This window comes from Parabacteroides johnsonii DSM 18315 (assembly GCF_025151045.1).
Lineage (GTDB): Bacteria > Bacteroidota > Bacteroidia > Bacteroidales > Tannerellaceae > Parabacteroides > Parabacteroides johnsonii.
The window spans coordinates 4,713,538-4,735,494 of record NZ_CP102285.1 but is presented as its reverse complement, the minus strand read 5'-3'; the positions used below and the strand labels follow the sequence as shown (position 1 = coordinate 4,735,494).

Annotated in this window: 13 protein-coding genes; 3 read left to right on the top strand and 10 right to left on the bottom strand. The window is 41.4% G+C overall.

Annotation, left to right across the window (positions count from 1 at the left end; genetic code table 11):
• Positions 1–19: 19 nt before the first annotated feature.
• The 4 genes from NQ564_RS19220 to NQ564_RS19205 form a co-directional block, all read right to left on the bottom strand.
• The gene (locus NQ564_RS19220) at positions 20–3,325 is read right to left on the bottom strand and encodes a TonB-dependent receptor (RefSeq protein ID WP_087375396.1); all 3,306 of its coding nucleotides are present in this window, start codon (positions 3,323–3,325) and stop codon (positions 20–22) included.
• 130 nt (positions 3,326–3,455) lie between these two features.
• On the bottom strand, positions 3,456–4,406 hold the full coding sequence (locus NQ564_RS19215) for a FecR family protein (protein ID WP_165352368.1): 951 nt from the start codon (positions 4,404–4,406) through the stop codon (positions 3,456–3,458).
• A 261-nt stretch (positions 4,407–4,667) separates the two neighbouring features.
• Complete coding sequence (locus NQ564_RS19210; RefSeq protein ID WP_227963195.1) at positions 4,668–5,207, bottom strand: RNA polymerase sigma-70 factor; 540 nt, start codon at positions 5,205–5,207, stop codon at positions 4,668–4,670.
• A 172-nt stretch (positions 5,208–5,379) separates the two neighbouring features.
• Entirely contained in the window at positions 5,380–7,344 is a 1,965-nt protein-coding gene (locus tag NQ564_RS19205; protein ID WP_008152439.1) for a sensor histidine kinase, read from the bottom strand.
• 170 nt (positions 7,345–7,514) lie between these two features.
• Here NQ564_RS19205 and NQ564_RS19200 point away from each other — a divergent pair, with 170 nt between their 5' ends.
• Positions 7,515–8,516 carry an alpha/beta hydrolase gene (locus NQ564_RS19200; protein WP_008152441.1) on the top strand — a complete coding sequence of 334 codons (1,002 nt, stop codon included), beginning with the start codon at positions 7,515–7,517 and terminating at the stop codon, positions 8,514–8,516.
• Positions 8,517–8,628: 112 nt separating this feature from the next.
• Positions 8,629–10,110, top strand: a complete 1,482-nt coding sequence (locus NQ564_RS19195) for a capsule assembly Wzi family protein (protein ID WP_008152442.1) — start codon at positions 8,629–8,631, stop codon at positions 10,108–10,110.
• A 1-nt stretch (position 10,111) separates the two neighbouring features.
• Here NQ564_RS19195 and NQ564_RS19190 read toward each other — a convergent pair whose 3' ends face one another.
• On the bottom strand, positions 10,112–10,849 hold the full coding sequence (locus NQ564_RS19190) for a lysophospholipid acyltransferase family protein (RefSeq protein WP_008152444.1): 738 nt from the start codon (positions 10,847–10,849) through the stop codon (positions 10,112–10,114).
• A gap of 137 nt (positions 10,850–10,986) precedes the next feature.
• Here NQ564_RS19190 and NQ564_RS19185 point away from each other — a divergent pair, with 137 nt between their 5' ends.
• A complete protein-coding gene (locus NQ564_RS19185; RefSeq protein ID WP_005637127.1) occupies positions 10,987–11,157 on the top strand; it encodes a hypothetical protein in 171 nt (56 codons plus the stop codon).
• Between the two features lie 65 nt (positions 11,158–11,222).
• Here the strand turns inward: NQ564_RS19185 and NQ564_RS19180 are convergent, their stop codons facing one another.
• The 5 genes from NQ564_RS19180 to rpoB all read right to left on the bottom strand — a co-directional run bounded on the left by NQ564_RS19180 (position 11,223) and on the right by rpoB (position 21,917).
• Positions 11,223–11,531, bottom strand: coding sequence for a DUF3467 domain-containing protein (locus NQ564_RS19180; protein WP_008154464.1), 309 nt, complete (start codon positions 11,529–11,531; stop codon positions 11,223–11,225).
• A gap of 336 nt (positions 11,532–11,867) precedes the next feature.
• The gene (locus tag NQ564_RS19175) at positions 11,868–12,749 is read right to left on the bottom strand and encodes an AraC family transcriptional regulator (RefSeq protein WP_008152447.1); all 882 of its coding nucleotides are present in this window, start codon (positions 12,747–12,749) and stop codon (positions 11,868–11,870) included.
• 5 nt (positions 12,750–12,754) lie between these two features.
• The gene (locus tag NQ564_RS19170) at positions 12,755–13,618 is read right to left on the bottom strand and encodes an endonuclease/exonuclease/phosphatase family protein (protein WP_008152448.1); all 864 of its coding nucleotides are present in this window, start codon (positions 13,616–13,618) and stop codon (positions 12,755–12,757) included.
• 126 nt (positions 13,619–13,744) lie between these two features.
• Positions 13,745–18,031, bottom strand: coding sequence for a DNA-directed RNA polymerase subunit beta' (gene rpoC, locus NQ564_RS19165; RefSeq protein WP_008154457.1), 4,287 nt, complete (start codon positions 18,029–18,031; stop codon positions 13,745–13,747).
• Positions 18,032–18,104: 73 nt separating this feature from the next.
• On the bottom strand, positions 18,105–21,917 hold the full coding sequence (gene rpoB / locus NQ564_RS19160) for a DNA-directed RNA polymerase subunit beta (RefSeq protein WP_008152451.1): 3,813 nt from the start codon (positions 21,915–21,917) through the stop codon (positions 18,105–18,107).
• Between the last annotated feature and the right edge of the window lie 40 nt (positions 21,918–21,957).

Genomic DNA, 21,957 nt, shown 5'->3' with positions numbered 1-21,957 from the left:
GACAATCATATTAATGTTATTAAAATGCGAAATTAAGACCCACAACCAAAGACGTTGGTAACGTATAAACCGAATTCGGCTGTTCCGGATTAATATCTCCCGGACATGCTCGATATAAATAGAACAAATTTCGGGCTTGAACATACAAACGAAGTTTCTCTACCTTACAAACTGGAGCTAACAGATGTTTAAAGTTATACCCTATAGATATGTCTTGTAATTTAATAAAATCACCTTTAAACTTAGATAAAGTAGAAGTATAATCTTGCGACTGAGCTGTTTGTACACGAGGCCATTCATTGGTCGGATTCAATGGGGTCCACCAATCAACATTATTGATAATCATCTTATCCGCATTCCATTCAGCTATATAATTACCTGCTTCAATAATATGTCCAAACTGCCCAACCAAATTAAATGAAAAATCCCAATCTTTATAAACCAAGCTATTTTGAATAGAAGCGATCACTTTCGGCTCCTTCTGACCAATTATAACCTTATCGTTATCAGTAATCTTTCCATCTTCATCCACATCCCTGATTTTTATTTGTCCCGGTTCTTGTTTGTATTTCTTTGCCTCTTCAAGTTCATCCAACTGCCAAATTCCTATTTTTTCATAATTAAAAAAAACACTGATTGGTTGACCAACAAACCGGCTTGCTCCTCTATCATCCTTACCATCAAGTAATTCAACAATCTTATTCCAATTACGTGTAGCCGTTGCCGTAAGGCTCCAATTCAGATCTTTTCCACGGACCGGATAAACGTTAATGGTAGCTTCAACACCATGATTTTGAGTAGTACCTATATTTTGCCACAATGATCCAAAGCCTGTCGTTTCGGGTAACGTACGTGTCAACAGCAAATCTTCATTACGCGTATGATAAAATTCCACCGTACCTCCCAACAAATTATCAAATAACCCAAAATCGACTCCTGCATTCCAAGTTTTTGAAACTTCCCATCCCAAACCCTTGTTGGCTAACCCATCAGGTTGCCAAGTATAAAAGCCGTTACCAGCCCAAGAATAAGTTTTAGACTTCAAACGAGTCATTGTTTGATAAGAGTCAATCGCTTGATTACCGATTTCACCATAGCTCAATCTCAATTTCAGATTAGATACAACTTTCGAATCTTTCAAAAAACCTTCTTCTGATACTCTCCAAGCAACAGCAGCCGAAGGAAAGCTCCGCCATTTATTTCCATCTGCTAATTTTGAAGAACCATCAGTACGAACGGCCACATTAAACAAATACCGATCTTTATATTCATATTGCAAACGGAACATATAAGACAACAAATTAGATTTCCAATAATTAGAAGATACTTTTTGGTTGACTATTCCAGATGACAAAAAATGATAATCCATATATTTAGCCGGAATATCTTGTGAAGACGCTTCTACACTTTCACCTTTACTTTGTTGTGCTTCCAATACAGCTGTTGCCATCAAATGATGTGAACCAAATGATTTATCAAAATTCAAAATTCCATTCCATGTATAACCCGAATCTGATCCCTTATTGAAAGAAGCAAAATTGTATCCCAAATTTTGCTCGCTTGTCTTCGAATCATAATATTTTCCATTGCTTGACTCTTTATAATCCAATTTCAAATTGGTTGTAAAAGTCAGCCATGAAAAAGGACGAATATTGGCTGTCAAGATAATATCAGCACGCTTATTGATACGATCATTCACAAAATTTCCATCCTGATAATTCAACAATGCATTTACATACTTTTCTTTTCCGACTACGTCTTTTAAGCCTTTGCTGGGATCTTCATCAATATAAGGTGTTTCAAACGGACTCATACGTCTATAATTTTCCCACATACTACCGGGCCAGCCTCCCATATCCCGTAAACTTAAACGAGTAATTAAACCCAAATCCATCCATTTGGCCAAATTAATTTTGACATTATTATTCAAGATATGACGTTTATAATTCATCGTCTTATAATAAGAATTATCATCTTGAAAACTATACGATAGTTTATAAGAAATTTTATCTGTTGCCTGCCCGATACTAATATTATGTCCAGTAGTCACACTATGACTATTAAACAAAGCATCTTGCCAATTAAACGTAATTCCTTTATTGTAATAATTATCAGCCCATAAACCATTAAACATTTCCAATCCACGTCTCAAGTCAATATCTGAATTTTCCCAAGCCTCTTTGTCTAACCCATGAGATTGATACCGCATCACATCACGGATCATCGCATTATATTTCTCCGGTGACTGCATATCTATAAAATCATACTTGTTCATCCCCACATAGGAGTTCAATTCAATTGATAATTTTCCCCCTTTTTTAGCAGACTTCGTTGTGATTAGGATAACTCCATTGGCAGCTCTTGAGCCATAAACAGCTGTAGCAGCAGCATCCTTCAATATCTCCATTGATTCAATATCCTCAGAACTGACATTTTCCCAAGAGCCTGGCATACCATCAACAATCAATAAAGGTGAATTAGAAGCATTGAAAGAACGTGTTCCACGAATCCGAATAGTAGGATCTTCACCCGGTTGGCGAGAAGGGTTTATATAAACACCAGCAGCCCGACCTTGTAGAGCATCTACAACATTGACAGAAGGAAAACCTTCTAATTTCTCTGTTTCAACTTTTGTAACCGAACCAGTCAAACTACTTTTCTTCATCGTTCCATATCCTACCACGACTACTTCATCCAAGGCCTCTGTATCTTCATCTAAAACCACATTGTATTGAGTGCGATTATTAACAGCAATTTCTTGCGCTTTATAACCTATATAAGAAAGCATTAAAGTAGCATTTGGAGATACATTTAAAGTAAACTTTCCATCCATACCAGTGATTGTCCCATTGGTTGTCCCTTTTTCTACCACATTTACACCAATCACTGGTTCCCCATTTCGGTCAACGACCCTACCTGAAATCGTTTTTTTATCTTGCTGAATAATATTAAAACCTGTACTTGAAGACAAAATAATATTCACTCCTTCCACTTTAAAAGTCAACCCTGTATTTTTCAACACCTCAGATAAGACTTCTTGGACGGATTCATCTTTAGCACTGACAGATACTTTCTGTTTCAAATTTACATCTCGGTTTGAAATAAACAGATAATCCGTCTGTTCTTCTATCTCATTCAGGATTTCCTGTAACTGGACTTTAGTCTTATTCAAACTAACTTTCGCATTTTGAGAATTTGCATGACCGGCAAAAGCGAAACATGAACATAATAGTAGAAAACTCGCTGTTAACTTCATAACTCTACATATTTGTTTTCTTCCCGAATCTTTTTTAGGCAAAGACTCGGATAAAAAAAGTTTTTTCATACCTTTGTGATTGATTTTAAATTAATAAGTATATTAAAAATGTACTGGAGAGCCGGTGGTTGTTGGCGCAACTGCCGGTTCTTTTTTACGTGTTTCTCATGTGTCCTTCCTCATAGGCAAATCGATTTTATCAGTTAATATATATGATGTTTCTCTCTTCATCCCGCTTGTATTTGAAAGGGAAGTCATTTTGCAAGACGCGCAAAGCATGATCCACTCCATCGGATATCCGGAGCTTCCCACGATAGCCTAAATCTTTCACTGCTTTGTTGTTGACTATGATCCGCACATCATAGAACTTTTCAAACAGTTCCATGATCGCATTAAAAGACTTGTCTTCGATATAGATCAGGCCGTCTTTCCAACGATAGCTGTTAGGAGCCGTTGTTGGGACGACTCGCAACGATTCACCCATCAATTCCGCTGTCTGTCCCGGAGAAAGGTAGACTGCTTTCGGACTCTTCGTATTATAGAGCTTGACTTTACCTTCATAGAGCATCGTCCGGAAATTCGGCTTGTCTTTGTAAGCCTCGACATTAAAAGTTGTCCCCAGCACCTCCACGTCATATTTGCTCGTTTTGACAATAAAAGGCTTTTTATCTTTCGCCACTTCAAAATAAGCTTCGCCGTCCAACATTATCTCCCGGCTATTTTCTGCAAAAGCCATCGGATAACGGAGAGACGTGTTGGCATTCAGCCAGACACTCGTACCATCCGGAAGCTGGATATTAGTACGGTTGCCAGCCGGGACATATACACACTGTAGAGTCTGTGACAATCGAGCCATCCGGTAATTATCATACAGATAAAAACTTCCCAATAAAATCAAAATCGAAGCGGCCACTTTTAAAGACCAATTCAATGCAGGATGTAGCCGGTAACGCTTGCCGGAAGCAATTTTAGTGGAAGACTCAACCGCAGCTTCGTCTACCAAAATGGAAGCATCAAAACGAATCCGCTCCCGGATAAAACGCCGGCGGTTGTCTTCGCTGCTTTCAATCCACTGCCGTATTACCTCCTTTTCTTCTTCCGAAGCCTGCTTCAGAAAGTAACGAATAAGTATATGTTGATCTATTTGCATCGTTTCTCTTTTCCTGTTTCTATAAATAGAGCAACTCATCAAAGAAAAATCCCAACCGTAACAGAACTTTTTTTGCTTACCGGCAACTATTTTTCAAAACAATGACGCAAGTTCCACTAGGCAATACGTTGTATTTCAAAGCTGATGCAAGTGTAGTTTGTTTTCGACGTTGTCGTGTATATATACGACAATGCCGAGAATATACACGACAACGCCGTATATATTCTCGACAATGTCGAAAACAGAGAAGTTCAGATATGCCTAATTCAAGAATAACAGTATCAGGGGAATATAGTCTTTCAGTTTCAAGCGGAGATGATCATTGGCCTTATTGATATGATAATCTACTTTTTGTTGGGAAACACCTAAGGTTGTCGCTATTTCTTTCCTTGATTTATAATCCAGACGATTCAAAACAAATATATGACGAGTCTGTTCCGGTAATTCGGATAAAGATTCCATGACGATTCTCATTATATCTTTAGAAAAGATCGTGCTGTAGCTTTCGTTTTCCAATGTCTGGATACGCGTTGTGATTTCCCAGTCATGCAACTCTGTACGTCTCTTGCTGTATTCGACTTCCACCTGGATATGCTTCAGATAATTCAGGCATTTATTCTTGACGGACTCTAATATATATCCCAAGACGTCCGCATCGGCAGGCAACTTGTGTTTATTCTCCCAATAGTACAACAAAGCATCATGCGTCAAATCCTCGGCCGCCTGCAAATCATTTACATAATAAAAAGCATACCTTACAAAACGTTGGTAGTACGCATTGTAAAAGACGCCAAAATTCATTTCCGAATTAATTTCAAAAGGATTTATTATGTCTCTCCGATTCTCCAAGTACAAGTGCATGTGTTGTTAACTTTGCAAAAATAACTTTTACTAATAAAATTACCCAAATTCCACCGGATTAATTTTGCCTATTAACAACATCTCTTCAAGGATGGGAGTGGCAGAGAATGGATCACACAGGAAAAATAACACTAAAAGTAGAACCTTCTCCCTGTTTGGAACAAACTTCCATACGACCGCCAAGCTTCGCCACCAGGGCTTTGGAGATAGCAAGCCCCAAACCGACACCTGTTGTCCATTCCGTCAGTTTGACAAAACGGTCAAACACGTGCTCCAACTGGTCTTCCGGTATTCCTTCGCCCGTATCCGCTACATAAAAACAGATCTCGCCAGCCGCCACCTTATAACCAAAACGGATATAACCTTCATGGGTATGCTTGATAGCATTGGTCAACAAGTTCGCCAACACTTGTGTCAGTCGGTTCCGGTCCGTACGAAGCGTAAAACGAGGACAATCGTCCAACTGTAGTTCTACGTTTTCAGATATCCGTAACGACATAATGCTATAAAGGTCTTTCATCAATGCCTGCAAATCCTGATCCGTCAATACGAATGTAAGCGTGTTCGATTCTATTTTCGAAATATCCAGTACGTCCTCTATCAAACGCTGCAACAGTTCGTTGTTGTTTTGGATGATCTTGGCAAATTCCCGGCGTGTTTCTATATCACTTTCCTCGGCTATTACTTGCGAAAAACCGACTATTGCATTTAATGGTGTCCGTATCTCATGGTTCATATTGGCAAGAAAGGCAGACTTCAAATGATCCGCCTCCTCCGCTTTTTCTTTTGCAATTTTCAAACGGGCTCCATAACGGTGGCGGGAATAAGCCAGGAATCCCAACACCCCGCAAAGCAGGAGCAAGATGATGGCACCACTACCGAATATCCAGGATCGGACACGAGACTTTTCAGCTTCCAGCTCCAGTTTCCGGCTTTGTAATTCCAACTTATCAACTTCACGTTGTGTTCTCAACTTGGCCAGATCTTCATAATATTGGGCTTGGATAACCGAATCATGTACGGCTTTCGAGTCTCTGTAAGCCTTGGCTGACTCCATTCCTCTTCCCATTTTATAATAGATATCGGCTCTGATAGCTTCCACCGTAACCCAGTCATTATAACGCTTGTTGCTCAACAGAATATGTTTCAACTGGTCTATAATCACCAATGCCTTGTCATACTCGCCGACCAGATTATAATAACTCATCCAGAGAAACTGTGCCATGATCCTTTCCGTATTCATATTGTACCGTTTCTCTAATTCACCTAACTTCTGCAAATGGAAATAGGCTTGCGAAGAGTCTTTACAAGCTATATAATACTGTACGGAATAAAGATGATAAGCATGTTTCAGATAAGTTAGCGAATGCTCCGCATCCAGCTGGGTGATTCCTTCTTCTTCGCAGTTCTTTATACAGGTATCGAGCTTGAACAAGTATTCCTGCTCAGGTTTTTGATTTAACAACAAACGTAACAAATAGAACCGGCGAACACGGGAGGCTCCACGTTCTTCCATTCCTTGCAAGATTTCATTACATAAACGGATACCTTCATCTTTCAATCCGATATTGAAATAAAAACTGGCTAAGGCCTGGTTGGCCATATCGACCCCTTCCGGATAGTTGAGACGGGTAGCCAATTCCTTCAAACTCTCTACTTCTCCAATTACCTGGTCATGCGTTCCTCCTGAGATCAAAGTATAGATATTCCAACCTTTCGCCCGGCATAGATCTTCTATCCGATTAGTAGCTAAATAAATTGGCTCGGCTTGTTTCAGATAAAAACGCAGGCTGTCCGGATTTTTGGAATAGTAATAGCGCATGATCGATAATAAAGCGTTCCCTTTATAGAAATCGTTCTTTTGTCGCCGGGCCTCTTCCAATAGCAGGTCTGCGTAGGTTTTAAACACCCTGTTACGGTTATTCTGATAAAGTAGCTCATTCAACTTTATCAATTTACTGCTATCCGGCAAGTTTTTCAATTCTTGTCGCAAATCATCAAGGTCATTCGCAACAACTCCGCTTACAACAGAAACTTGTGTAAGGATAAAACAAATAATAAGCAACGCATTTTTCATTCTAAACTCCGAGTATCAGCCTTTCTGTATTTTTGCCCTGCAAGTTAGTCATTAGAAACAAATGTTACAACAGATAACCCAAGATATATAAAGAAGATTGTATTTTTGTAGCCTTCACCTGCAACAAACATCAGGATGAACGCGTTATAGTAAAGAAATAAAAAACAGATATGGCACGGAAACTATACTTTACGATCTTATTACTGCTTTTCGTCTCTATAATGTACGCCCAATACATTCCGGATGTGTTGGGTGACAATTATCTGCGCCGGACCATTCAGATGCCGGATGATTACGAGGGAAAAGTCGTCTGCACACTTGTCAAGAAACCGCAGTTGCCGGAGACCAAACAGGCAATCCTGTATATACATGGCTACAACGACTATTTTTTTCAAAAGCAATTGGGTGACAGCGTGAATGCCCACGGTTATAACTTTTATGCTATGGACCTCCGCAAGTACGGACGCTCGATCCTGCCGAACCAGAATCCTTTCTTCTGCAAAAGTTTGAAAGAGTATTTTGCAGACCTCGATACTGCTCTTGCCATCATTAAGGAAGAAGGGAATGACAAAATATTGCTAATGGCACATTCTACCGGTGGATTGATTACGCCATATTATCTGGACAGCAAAAAAGGAAAACTTCCCGTTGACGGATTGATATTAAACAGCCCTTTTCTGGACTGGAATTTCGGATGGATGATGGAAAAGATCGTAATCCCTGTAGTTTCCTGCATCGGGAAACTATTTCCAAACCTGACCGTACAAGGATACGGAGATGCTTCGTATGCTCATAGCCTACTCAAACGATTCAAAGGGGAATGGGTATATAATACGAATTGGAAGATGATGAATGGGCATCCGAAAAAAGCCGGATGGATAAATGCCATACAAGAGGCACAGAAAACAGTGCAGAAAGGGATCGACCTGGACTGTCCGGTACTGGTAATGTCGTCAAACAAGTCGTTCCCGGAAACAAAAGAATGGAACAACGAGTATCTGTCTTCCGATATCGTGCTGGATGTACATGATATTCAAAAATACGGACAAAAATTGGGCAATCATGTTACACGCGACACGATACAGAACGGGATTCATGACTTGATACTCTCTGAAAAGGACTCGCGCGACCATGTATATCGCACAGTATTCGACTGGTTACCGGGAAAATAAACATTGATTATTCTGATATTTGTATTTTCAGAATGCTTATACTTCTTTTCGAAATGAGATATCGGCCGGTAAGTTTTAATCCTTACCTTTGTCCGGTTAAAATAAATATGGAATGAAAGCCTTACAGACAATCATTGCAGTTGCCGCTCTTCTCCACGCTGCAAATACTTTTGCACAGACGGAAGAAGTAGAAGATGCAACCTCATATAAAGCCGAAGTTTTCGGATCGGCCAGCAGCGGATCGACTACTCCATTCTGGATGGTAAGCAATCGGTACGGGATAGTTCCTCTGGACGCCAACAACGGTTATCTAAACGCCGGAGTTTTTCATCAGCAATATTTAGGGAAGGGATTTCGCTGGAGTGCAGGGCTGGATATCGTCGCTGCCGTACCTCGCTACCGCAATGTGTATATTCAGCAGATATATGCCGAGTTAGGATATAAAAGTATGCTTCTGAGTGTGGGAAGCAAAGAAAACCGACATTCGCTTTGGGATCATTCCCTCAGTTCCGGTGACATGGTTCTTTCTCCTAACGCACGCCCGATTCCGGAAATAAAACTGAGTATGCCGGAATTTACCATTGTACCGCTCACAAAGGGCTGGATGCAGGTAAAGGGAGATTTTGCGGTAGGCAAGTCTTTCGATACCGGATATCTGGAAGATTTCTCCAATGGGAAACAAACCTATGTAAAGAACGTCCTTTGGCATCATAAATCTTTTTATGTCCGCATCAAGGACACGCAAAACAATTTTCCGCTTTCCGGTATTATCGGCGTGCAACACTGGGCACAGTGGGGGGGAACATCCAGCAATCCGAAAATAGGCGTACAACCTCATTCCCTGAAAGATTTTATCCGGGTGGTTTGTGGTAGCGAAGGTGGAGACGATGCTACTCTGTCAGACCAGATTAATGTGCTTGGCAATCATTTCGGTTCATACGATTTCAAACTGGAATATACGATGCCGAACTGGAAACTGGCGGCTTATCACCAGCATTACTTCGAAGATAAATCTGGAATGATATTCGGGAACGGGACAGATGGACTTTGGGGAGTACAGTTGGATCTTCCACGCCTTCCTTGGCTAAAGAAGGTTGTAACGGAATATTTGGTCACCCGCAATCAGAGCGGGCCTTTCCATTTTATCATCTTCGACCATGACAAATATCAAGGTCCGGGTGGTGGCGGAGATGATTATTACAATAATATAGAATACATAACCGGTTCTTCCTATTTCGGACAAGGTATAGGATCACCACTTCTGACTTCCCCTCAATATAATACGAACGGGGATGTGGATTTCAAGAATACACGTGTCCGTGCCTGGCATTTGGCATTTGAAGGAGACCTGTCGCCAATGGTTTCCTATCGCCTCAGATACACACTCATGAATAGCTGGGGAAAACCTTATGCCCCGTTTCTGGATAACAAAAGAAGCAATTCCGGACAGGTGGAAGTCAAATATCACCATCCACGCCTGCAAGGTTGGGAATTCACAGGAGCTGTAGCCGCAGATGCTGGTTCACTCTATGGAGATAACGTCGGGTTCAGTCTGAGTGTCTGCAAACGTGGTATTTTAAAATCCTGGAAATAGATTATCTATATTGCTCCCATAAGGCTGACGCAATGATGTCTTGTGTTTTATCAGCCATCTGTTGCAATCCTTTATGGGAAGCATCCATCCCTTCGGTCGGGATAGGCGGATGAATGACCATTTCCATCTTGTGACGGTGAATATTCAATGAACCAATCGGTAATACGTCAAAAGGTCCGTTCAAGGTGATCGGGACAATCTGTAAATGCTGGTCGGCTGCCATCTGGTAAGCTCCTTTCTTAAAACGGATCATCTTTCCATCATAAGTACGTGAACCCTCCGGGAATACCACCACCGACGCTCCGTTCTTCAGGCTACGCTCTGCCTCCAATACACTACGGGCAGCAGCTTTCGGTGTCGAATTATCGACGAAGATAAAACCGGCTGCCCGGCAAGCAGCTCCTACAAACGGAATTTTAGCAATACCAGCCTTCATCACCCACTTGATCGGAACACCTAAAAAACCATATATAAGGAATATATCAAAAGCTCCCTGGTGGTTGGCTACAAAAACATACGATTTCTTCCGGTCTATATTTTCCCGTCCTTTCACCTTCACTGGACAAAGGGCCAAATGGCAAGTCAACCATGACCAGATCATTCCCGGATAATAAGCAAATATTCTTTCCCCGCCTAACAGGCAACCCACAATAACCGTAAGGGCTGTCAATATGGTCAATACCACAAAAACTGGGACCACAAACAACCATAAATAGAGCATATAAAGTATTCGTAGCATATATAACTGTATTATTTCACAAATATAAAAGCTAAATTCAATGGTTTCATCATTTTTGTCCCAAAATATTTTTGCAATCGGGTTATTATTGCTTTATTTGCGGTAGAAAAAAAATAATATATAAAATATCTATCACCATGAACGAATTATTGAAAAATCTGGGGGTAATCGTACTCCTTATCGGTGTTATCATTTTGGCTGTACCGGCAATTAACGGAGGATTGTCAAATACTATTCTTCTTACCGGTCTAGGAGTCATTATTCTGGGTTATATCGGTCATATCGTTATAAACAAGAGACTCGGATAATCACACACTTACAAATAAAAAAGGTCGCTCCGGTTGAGCGACCTTTTTTATTTTCTGTCCGGGAATCAGGCTTCCCCTTTCACACCTCCGATAGGAGGAACAAAATCTTCAAACTTGGCGGTTTTACCACTCGCTTGTTCTTCAAACTTTGCTAGGTTATCCTGCAAAGCGAACAAAAGTCGTTTTGCATTGTCCGGAGTCAGAATGACGCGGCTTTTCACCTGTGCTTTCGGGGCCCCCGGCACAACACGGATAAAATCCAGTATGAACTCGGATGAAGAATGTGATATAATTGCCAGATTTGCATACGTTCCCTGAGCCATCTCTTCTGACAGCTCTACCTGAATCTCATTTGTCGGTTTGTTATTTTCCATATTTCTATATTTGATTATAAATATTCTAAGACAAATATACATATTAAAATCGGAATAGTATCAAATAAAAAGGGCTACCTTCACAGGCAGCCCTTTTTCAGTTGTGTTTTTAATTCTCAATTCTTTAGACCAATGTAAAAAAATACCTTATTGTGTTTAATATTTTATAATCTCGACGCTTAAACTAAGGCTATTCGTCTTAGTAATTTCATTGTTTATTCAACATTACAAAGATATGTCTCATGCAATTAACCACCAAATACTATTTTATCATTATATGATACTATTCCGTCACATATAATTTATCTATTCTGTGAATTAGTTTAAAATCATGTTTCAAACCCTAAAACGAGTACGTGCATATTTTTCACGATATTCGGTAGGAGTATTACCTTTTCGTCGCTTAAAAGCCCGATTAAAATTCGATAAGTTATTAAAACCAGATTTATAGCATATTTCTGCTATTGTATCACTTGTGTCGATCAGTCTGCACACCGCTTCAGCTATACGAATGTCATTCAAATTGTCAATAAAAGTTTTTCCCGTCCACTTTTTCAGAAACCGGGTAAGTGACGCTTCACTCATATTTATTAACGAAGCAAGTTCGGATAATAAAACCGGACGCTGATAATTTTCATGCAAAAACAACATGATCGTATCCAAGCGATCATTATCTATATTGCTAAAGTTTTCTACAGTATTGATAGCGTTTAACTTGCGTGCCTTCTCATCTAACGACAAAGTCTTGAGTATTTCTATCAAACGTAATAAATTATAAAACGAATCCGGCTTATCACTCGATAGCTTTTTCAACTCAGGTTGAATACGCAAAACCATTTCACGACTAAAAACAAGACCGCATGAGGCTTTCTCAAACATATCCTTTATAGTTTTGAAATGACGCTTGTTGATTAGACTATCAAAAAGAGAGGCATGGAACTGAATTGTAATTTCCAAAATATCCGTACTCAGACATTTGTGGTTTGAATAAGCATGCTTGGCTCCACCTGCAACCAGTAATAGATCAAGATCCTCCATCTCCTCCACCGAATCACCAACGATTCGGATCGCACCACCAGCATTCTCCAAATAGTTCAATTCAAATTCCGGATGCACATGAAGCGGATAGGAAAAACTACGCTTAGGCCGCTGCATCACAAGGAAACAGTCTTCCGGTGAAAGCGGCGTAATTTCTCTTAATACATCTACGGAACTCATAACACTTACTGAACAAGTAATCTCGATATAACAGGACAATGATCTGAAGGATACAAGTTACCCAAACTTTCAGTCAAAACACCATGGCGAAGCACTTTGATATTACCTTTTATAAAGATATAATCAATCCATACACGTTCGTCCAAAGGAACACGTCCGTAGTCGTGGAAAGTCCACTCAGGCCCGTAGCACAAAGGAGCCAATGTACGAGTATGTGTCAAATGCCGAAGATCTTTTTCATCTGTTAAGACTTTGATCGGATCATCGGTCGGAACAGCATTAAAGTCACCAGTAACAATTACCGGAAGATTTCCGGCAAGCAGCTTTACCTGCTCTAAGACTAAAGAAGCCCCTTCATGACGAGCGATCTGCCCCATGTGATCCAAATGGGTATTCAGAAAGAAAAACTCTTTTTCGGATTCCTTATCTTTGAATACCGCCCAAGTCGCAACACGCTCGCAAGCGGCATCCCAGCCTTTTTTGCCCACGGCATTCATATCTTCCGCCAGCCAAAAATTACCACTTTTGACAACTGAGAAACGGTCCTTTCTATAAAATATAGGAGAATATTCCCCTTTTGTCTTACCATCTTCACGCCCTACCCCAACATAGCCATAGTCCGGCAAACGGTCTAATAAATCCGTCAACTGGTTATGCAAGACTTCTTGAGCACCAAACATATCGACATCATAAAACTTGATCACATTGGCTGCCAGGTCTTTTCTGTATTCCCACCAGTTAGCTCCATCAGATTTTGTACTCATGCGAATATTAAAAGACATCACATTCATTTCATTATCAAGATGTTTAGCAAAAACTACATTCGTTGAGAACAGAAGAGTGAATAAATAAAGTAGAACTTTTTTCATATATGATTCATTTTAATTATCAAGATAATACACAAATATAAGGACTCTGATTTTATTAAACAAATAACAGAAAATAAAAAAGGGCTACCGAATATCGGTAACCCTTCTCATTATTTATTCCGCATTTTACTCGTCGTCTCTGTCCATAGTATTGAAGTCTACGACATTTTTACGATTTGCAAAGATACGTTCGAACTCATCTTTAGCACCGACAACCAACTTGTCAAAATCACGCTGGCCTGTACCGGCAGGAATCAAATGACCGCAGATAACGTTTTCTTTCAAACCTTCCAGACGATCCACTTTTCCATTGATAGCAGCTTCATTCAGCACTTTAGTTGTTTCCTGGAAAGATGCGGCAGACATAAAGCTGTTTGTCTGCAAAGCGGCACGAGTGATACCCTGAAGAATCTGGTTAGCCGTAGCAGGAACAGCATCACGCACCTCAACCAATTTCAAGTCACGACGTTTCAGCATACTATTCTCGTCTCTCAACTTACGAACAGTTACGATCTGACCAGCCTGCAATGTCTGAGAATCTCCTGGGTCCGTCACAACTTTCTTACCCCAGATACGATCGTTTTCATCCATTACTTCCAGTTTATCAACCACCTGCTGTTCCAAGAAGCGAGTATCTCCCGGATCGATAATTTCAACCTTACGCATCATCTGGCGAACGATTACCTCAAAATGCTTATCGTTAATTTTTACACCTTGTAGACGATATACATCCTGAATTTCATTTACGATATATTCTTGAACAGCCGTCGGTCCCATAATTGCCAAAATATCAGACGGAGTAGTCGCACCATCAGAGAGCGGCATACCGGCACGGATATAGTCGTTTTCCTGAACAAGCAACTGCTTAGACAGAGGCACCATATATTTCTTTACTTCACCTAATTTGGATGTAACAGTAATTTCACGGTTACCACGCTTGATCTTGCCAAAACCTACTTCACCATCGATTTCAGAAACCACAGCCGGGTTAGACGGGTTACGAGCCTCGAACAATTCTGTTACACGAGGCAAACCACCGGTAATATCACCTGCTTTACTTACTGCACGCGGGATCTTAACCAAAACCTCACCAGCTTTAACCACATCGCCCTCATCTTTTACAACGTGAGCACCTAACGGTAACGAATAATTCTTCAGATAGTTTCCGTTTTCATCCACGATATGGGCAGCCGGAGCTTTTGTCTTATCTTTAGATTCGATAATGATCTTTTCTTTCAAGCCGGTCGTTTCGTCACTTTCAACATTGTAAGTAACATTTTCGACCAAACTTTCGAATTCGATCTTACCGGAAACTTCCGATACGATAACGGCGTTGAACGGGTCCCATTCGATGATAACATCACCCTTCTTGATTGTATCTCCGTTCTTGAAGAACAACTTGGAACCATAAGGAATGTTGTGAGCCAGCAATACGATCTTAGTTGTCGGATCGACAATACGAAGTTCAGCCAAACGGCTGACAACAACCTGGAACTTCTTACCGTTTTCTTCGCTATCCACAGCACGAAGTTCTTCGATTTCCAGAACACCGTCATATTTAGAAGTGATACTGTTTTCTGTTGCCACGTTAGATGCGATACCACCGACATGGAATGTACGCAATGTCAACTGAGTACCCGGTTCACCGATTGACTGTGCAGCGATAACCCCCACGACCTCACCTTTCTGAACCATCCGGTTCGTAGCCAAGTTACGGCCATAACATTTTGCACAAACCCCCTTCTTGGATTCACAAGTCAATACAGAACGGATTTCAACACTTTCGATCGGAGAATCCTCAATCATCTTAGCGGCATCTTCACGAATTTCTTCACCGGCACGGACAATTACTTCGCCTGTCAACGGATGAATGACATCATGAACAGAAACGCGTCCCAAAATACGTTCACCCAAGCTGGCGATCACTTCATCATTGTTCTTCAATTCCGTACAAACCAAACCACGCAACGTTCCACAGTCTTCTTCATTGATGATCACATCATGAGATACATCAACCAGACGACGGGTCAAGTAACCAGCATCAGCAGTCTTCAAAGCGGTATCGGCCAAACCCTTACGAGCACCGTGAGTAGAAATAAAATACTCCAACACAGACAGACCTTCCTTAAAGTTAGAAAGGATCGGGTTTTCAATAATCTGACCACCTTCTGCACCACTCTTCTGCGGTTTTGCCATCAAACCACGCATACCAGACAACTGACGAATCTGTTCTTTAGAACCACGGGCCCCAGAATCCATCATCATATAGATAGAGTTGAAACCGTCATTATCAGCAGTCAACTGCTTCATCAATGTGTCGGACAACTTACTGTTGACATGTGTCCAAGTATCAATAATCTGATTATAACGCTCGTTGTTGGTAATGAAGCCCATGTTATAGTTGTTCATGATCTGTTCAACTTCCTCATACCCTTCTTTCACCAACGCCTCTTTTTCAGGTGGGATCAGAACGTCAGCCAAGTTGAATGACAAACCACCCTTGAAGGCCATATAATAACCCAGATTCTTGATATCATCCAAGAACTGAGCCGTACGGGCAACACCACAAGCCTTGATCACCTTACCGATGATATCACGGAGAGCTTTTTTACCCAATACTTCATTTATATAACCGACTTCTTCCGGAACAAATTCATTAACCATCAAACGTCCGACAGAAGTTTCGACCATTTTCTTAACCGGATTACCTTCTTTGTCAATGTCGTTCACATATACTTTGATCGGAGCATGGATATCCACTTTCTTTTCATTATATGCGATCGTTGCTTCTTCCGGTCCATAGAAAACAAGGCCTTCACCCTGTGTTCCCTTACGCATTTTTGTTATGTAGTACAAACCTAACACCATATCCTGAGAAGGAACGGTAATAGGTGCACCGTTAGCTGGATTCAGAATGTTATGAGAAGCAAGCATCAACATCTGCGCTTCCAGTACGGCCTCGTTTCCTAAAGGCAAGTGAACAGCCATCTGGTCACCGTCGAAGTCGGCGTTAAATGCCGTACATGCCAACGGATGCAACTGAATAGCCTTGCCTTCGATCAACTTCGGCTGGAATGCCTGGATACCCAGACGGTGCAGAGTCGGTGCACGGTTCAACAATACCGGATGACCTTTCATTACATACTCCAAAATATCCCAAACCACCGGTTCCTTACGGTCAACGATCTTCTTTGCAGACTTAACCGTTTTTACAATACCGCGTTCGATCAATTTACGGATCACAAAAGGTTTATAAAGTTCGGCTGCCATATTCTTCGGCAGACCACATTCATGCATTTTCAATTCAGGACCTACAACGATAACCGAACGAGCCGAATAGTCAACACGCTTACCTAACAGGTTCTGACGGAAACGACCTTGTTTACCCTTCAAACTGTCGGAAAGAGACTTCAACGGACGGTTAGCATCAGTCTTAACAGCACTCGATTTACGAGAATTGTCAAACAGAGAGTCCACAGCCTCCTGAAGCATACGTTTTTCATTACGCAAAATAACCTCGGGAGCTTTGATATCAATTAACCGCTTCAGACGGTTATTACGAATAATAACACGACGATACAAGTCATTCAAATCGGAAGTCGCAAAACGTCCACCATCCAGCGGAACCAACGGACGCAGTTCAGGCGGGATAACAGGGACAACCTTCACGATCATCCATTCCGGTTTGTTACGACCTCTGGATGCACGGAAAGATTCAACAACCTGCAAACGCTTTAATGCTTCGTTCTTACGCTGTTGCGAACCGTCTGTGCTTGCGCGGTGACGCAATTCGTAAGACAAAGAATCCAAGTCCAGACGAGCCAGCAAATCATAGATAGCTTCAGCACCGATCTTTGCGATAAACTTATTCGGGTCTGTATCTTCCAGCATCTGATTTTCCTTTGGCAGGTTATCCAGAATCTGCAAATATTCTTCTTCCGAAAGCAAGTCCAATTCAGCAACAGTGTCTACACAACCCGGCTGAATCACAACATAACGTTCGTAATAGATAATAGAATCCAGTTTCTTGGTCGGCAAGCCTAACAAGTAACCGATTTTATTGGGCAGGGAACGGAAATACCAGATATGAGCGACAGGAACAACCAGATGAATGTGTCCCATACGTTCACGACGCACTTTCTTCTCTGTAACTTCTACCCCGCAACGATCGCAGACAATACCTTTATAACGAATACGCTTGTATTTACCGCAATGGCATTCATAGTCCTTGATCGGACCGAAAATACGCTCGCAGAAAAGACCGTCACGTTCAGGTTTGTATGTACGATAGTTAATCGTTTCCGGTTTCAGAACTTCACCACTGGAGTTTTCAAGAATCTCTTCAGGGGAAGCCAAACCGATGGTTATTTTTGAAAAGTTACTCTTTATCTTGTTTTCTTTTCTAAAGGCCATATTTTTTATTTATAAAGAGTTATCAATGAATAAGCGGATAGGCTAAAACCCATCCACTTATATTGTTTTTGAATTAATCCAGAGTAAAGCTTAAACCAAGACCTCTCAGCTCGTGTAACAACACGTTCAAAGATTCGGGGATACCCGGCTGTGGCATCGGATCACCTTTCACGATTGCTTCGTAAGCCTTAGAACGTCCGACAACGTCGTCAGACTTGATCGTAAGAATTTCCTGAAGCACATGTGCAGCACCGAAAGCTTCCAGTGCCCAAACTTCCATCTCTCCAAAACGCTGACCACCAAATTGTGCCTTACCACCCAGAGGCTGCTGAGTAATAAGAGAGTACGGACCGATTGAACGAGCATGCATCTTATCATCAACCATGTGCCCCAACTTCAGGAAGTAAGTAACACCCACTGTAGCCGGCTGGTCAAAACGTTCACCAGTTCCACCGTCATACAAGTAGCTCTTACCGTAACGGGGCAATCCGGCTTTATCTGTCCATTCGTTCATATCATCCAATGTTGCACCGTCGAAGATAGGAGTAGCAAATTTAACTCCCATCGTGCGGCCTGCCCAACCCAACACAGCTTCAAAAATCTGTCCCAAGTTCATACGAGAAGGCACACCCAGCGGATTCAAACAGATATCAACCGGAGTTCCGTCTTCCAGGAATGGCATATCTTCCTGACGAACGATTTTGGAAACAATACCCTTGTTTCCATGACGACCAGCCATCTTATCACCAACCTGGATCTTACGTTTCTTAGCAATGTAAACCTTAGCCATCTGAACAATACCGGTAGGCAGTTCATCACCGATTGTAAGATCGAATTTCTTACGTCTCAGCTCAGCATCCAGTTCCTTATATTTCTTCAGGTAGTTCAAAATCACCTGCTTGATAAGCTCGTTCTTATCAGCATCAGCCGTCCACTTACTTACCTGGATAGAATTATAATCCAATTCTTCCAGAGCCTTGCGAGAGAACTTAACCCCCTTCGCAATAATCTCTGTATTCATATAGTCTTTAACTCCCTGAGAAACCTTGCCATTCGTCAAAACCAACAGTTTGTCAACCAACAGATTCTTCAGGTCAGCCATCTTCATTTCGTATTCTTCATCCAACTTAGGCAGAATAGCCTTGTCTGTCAGTCTGGACTTACGCTTCTTGACAGCTTTCGAGAATAAAGCAGTTTCAATAACTACACCACGAAGAGACGGAGTTGCTTTCAAAGAAGCATCTTTCACGTCACCAGCCTTATCACCGAAGATTGCACGAAGCAATTTTTCTTCAGGAGAAGGATCAGATTCACCCTTCGGAGTAATCTTACCGATCAAAATATCACCCGGTTCAATGCGAGCACCAACACGAACAATACCTCTTTCGTCCAAATCTTTAGTAGCTTCTTCGCTGACATTCGGGATATCGGATGTTAATTCTTCCATACCACGTTTCGTTTCACGAACTTCCAAAATATATTCGTCAACGTGAACTGAAGTAAAAAAGTCTTCGCGAACCATACGTTCGTTCAAAACAATAGCATCCTCATAGTTGTAACCCTTCCACGGCATATATGCCACCTTCACGTTACGTCCCAATGCCAACTCACCATTCTGAGTAGAATAACCTTCCGTCAAGATATCACCGGCTTTCACACGCTGACCACGATGACAGATCGGACGCAAATCGACAGTCGTACTTTGGTTAGTCTTACGCCACTTCGGGATATTGTATGTCTTAACCGCATCTTCGAAACTTACGAATTCTTCATCTTCCGAGCGGTCATATTTGATTTTGATACAAGTCGCATCCACAAATACAACTTCACCCTCACGTTCAGCCATGATCTGGGTGCGTGAGTCACGAGCAACCTGTGCTTCGATACCTGTACCAACAATAGGAGCATCCGTACGCAACAAAGGAACTGCCTGGCGCATCATGTTAGATCCCATCAATGCACGGTTAGCATCGTCATGTTCCAGGAACGGAATCAAAGAAGCCGCAATAGAAGCGATCTGCTGCGGAGCAACGTCCATCAAGTCGATCTCCGTAGGAGGTACGACCGGAAAATCAGCTTCAAAACGAGCTTTCACTCTATCACGAACAAACTTACCATCATTATCCAATGGAGCATTCCCTTGGGCAATCGTTAATTCTTCTTCTTCTTCTGCAGTGTAATATTGTAAACCTTCCTCAGAGAAGTCCACCTTACCATCAACGACCTTACGGTACGGAGTAGAGATAAAACCAAGATCATTAATCTTAGCATATACGCACAAAGAAGAGATCAAACCGATGTTCGGTCCTTCAGGAGTTTCAATTGGACAAAGACGACCATAATGCGTATAGTGTACGTCACGAACCTCAAATCCGGCACGTTCACGAGACAGACCGCCTGGTCCCAATGCAGACAAACGACGTTTATGCGTAATTTCAGCCAGCGGGTTTGTCTGGTCCATAAACTGAGACAAAGCATTCGTTCCGAAAAATGAGTTAACGACAGAAGAAATAGTCTTCGCGTTGATCAAATCGATCGGAGTAAACACTTCATTGTCGCGCACGTTCATACGTTCACGAACAGTACGTGACATACGAGCCAAACCGATACCGAACTGGTTGTACAACTGTTCGCCAACTGTACGCACACGACGGTTGCTCAAGTGGTCGATATCATCAACGATCGCTTTTGAGTTGATCAACTCAATCAGATATTTGATGATCTCGATTATATCTTCTTTTGTCAAAACCTTAATATCATCGCTGGTAGTAAGGTTCAACTTCTTATTAATTCTGTAACGGCCAACTTCACCTAAATCATAACGCTTTTCAGAGAAGAACAGGTTCTGAATAACTTCACGGGCACTTGCTTCATCTGCGGGTTCTGCATTTCGCAACTGACGGTAAATATACAGGACGGCTTCCTTTTCAGAGTTACTGGGGTCTTTCTGGAGCGTATTATAGATGATAGCATAATCCGAAAGATTCTGGTCTTCACGATGTAACAGAATGTTCTGCGTGCCAGATTCCAGAATAGCCTCAATATTATCGCTATCGAGGACCGATTCGCGGTCAATGATAACGTCATTACGTTCAATAGAAACAACCTCACCGGTATCTTCATCTACGAAATCTTCCACCCAAGTCTTCAAAACACGAGCAGCCAGTTTACGACCGATCAGCTTCTTCAGGTTAGCTTTCGAAACTTTTACTTCTTCAGCCAGATTAAAGATTTCGAGAATGTCTTTATCGCTTTCAAAACCAATAGCTCTTAAAAGGGTTGTTACAGGCAATTTCTTTTTACGGTCGATGTAAGCATACATCACATTATTGATGTCAGTTGCAAACTCGATCCAGGAACCTTTAAAAGGAATGATACGTGCAGAATACAACTTCGTACCATTTGCGTGTGTACTCTGTCCGAAGAACACACCCGGTGAACGGTGCAATTGTGAAACCACAACACGCTCTGCACCATTTATCACGAACGTACCTCTTTCCGTCATATACGGAATCGGGCCCAGATATACATCCTGTATCACCGTATCGAAATCTTCGTGATCAGGGTCTGTACAATACAGTTTTAACTTCGCTTTTAAAGGCACACTATAGGTTAATCCGCGAGCAATACATTCGTCAATCGTATAGCGAGGCGGATCTATATAGTAATCTAAGAACTCCAACACAAAATTGTTACGCGTATCTGCTATCGGAAAATTCTCGGCAAATACCTTATACAATCCCTCCTTTTTTCTCTTTTCAGGAGGCGTGTCAAGTTGAAGAAAGTCTTGGAATGACTTCAATTGTACTTCGAGAAAGTCCGGATATGGGAACTGATTTTTGATCGAAGCAAAATTAACTCTTTGGTTTTCAGCTGTTGAAGACATCTAGTAAGGAATTTATTGAACTTATTGAAATTATAGACAC

Coding starts and splice junctions, on each gene's coding strand:
- NQ564_RS19220 (WP_087375396.1), bottom strand. CDS start 3,325: ATGAAAAAACTTTTTTTATCCGAGTCTTTGCCTAAAAAAGATTCGGGA.
- rpoC (WP_008154457.1), bottom strand. CDS start 18,031: ATGGCCTTTAGAAAAGAAAACAAGATAAAGAGTAACTTTTCAAAAATA.
- NQ564_RS19195 (WP_008152442.1), top strand. CDS start 8,629: ATGAAAGCCTTACAGACAATCATTGCAGTTGCCGCTCTTCTCCACGCT.
- NQ564_RS19185 (WP_005637127.1), top strand. CDS start 10,987: ATGAACGAATTATTGAAAAATCTGGGGGTAATCGTACTCCTTATCGGT.
- NQ564_RS19215 (WP_165352368.1), bottom strand. CDS start 4,406: ATGCAAATAGATCAACATATACTTATTCGTTACTTTCTGAAGCAGGCT.
- NQ564_RS19190 (WP_008152444.1), bottom strand. CDS start 10,849: ATGCTACGAATACTTTATATGCTCTATTTATGGTTGTTTGTGGTCCCA.
- rpoB (WP_008152451.1), bottom strand. CDS start 21,917: ATGTCTTCAACAGCTGAAAACCAAAGAGTTAATTTTGCTTCGATCAAA.
- NQ564_RS19205 (WP_008152439.1), bottom strand. CDS start 7,344: ATGAAAAATGCGTTGCTTATTATTTGTTTTATCCTTACACAAGTTTCT.
- NQ564_RS19180 (WP_008154464.1), bottom strand. CDS start 11,531: ATGGAAAATAACAAACCGACAAATGAGATTCAGGTAGAGCTGTCAGAA.
- NQ564_RS19200 (WP_008152441.1), top strand. CDS start 7,515: ATGGCACGGAAACTATACTTTACGATCTTATTACTGCTTTTCGTCTCT.
- NQ564_RS19210 (WP_227963195.1), bottom strand. CDS start 5,207: ATGAATTTTGGCGTCTTTTACAATGCGTACTACCAACGTTTTGTAAGG.
- NQ564_RS19170 (WP_008152448.1), bottom strand. CDS start 13,618: ATGAAAAAAGTTCTACTTTATTTATTCACTCTTCTGTTCTCAACGAAT.
- NQ564_RS19175 (WP_008152447.1), bottom strand. CDS start 12,749: ATGAGTTCCGTAGATGTATTAAGAGAAATTACGCCGCTTTCACCGGAA.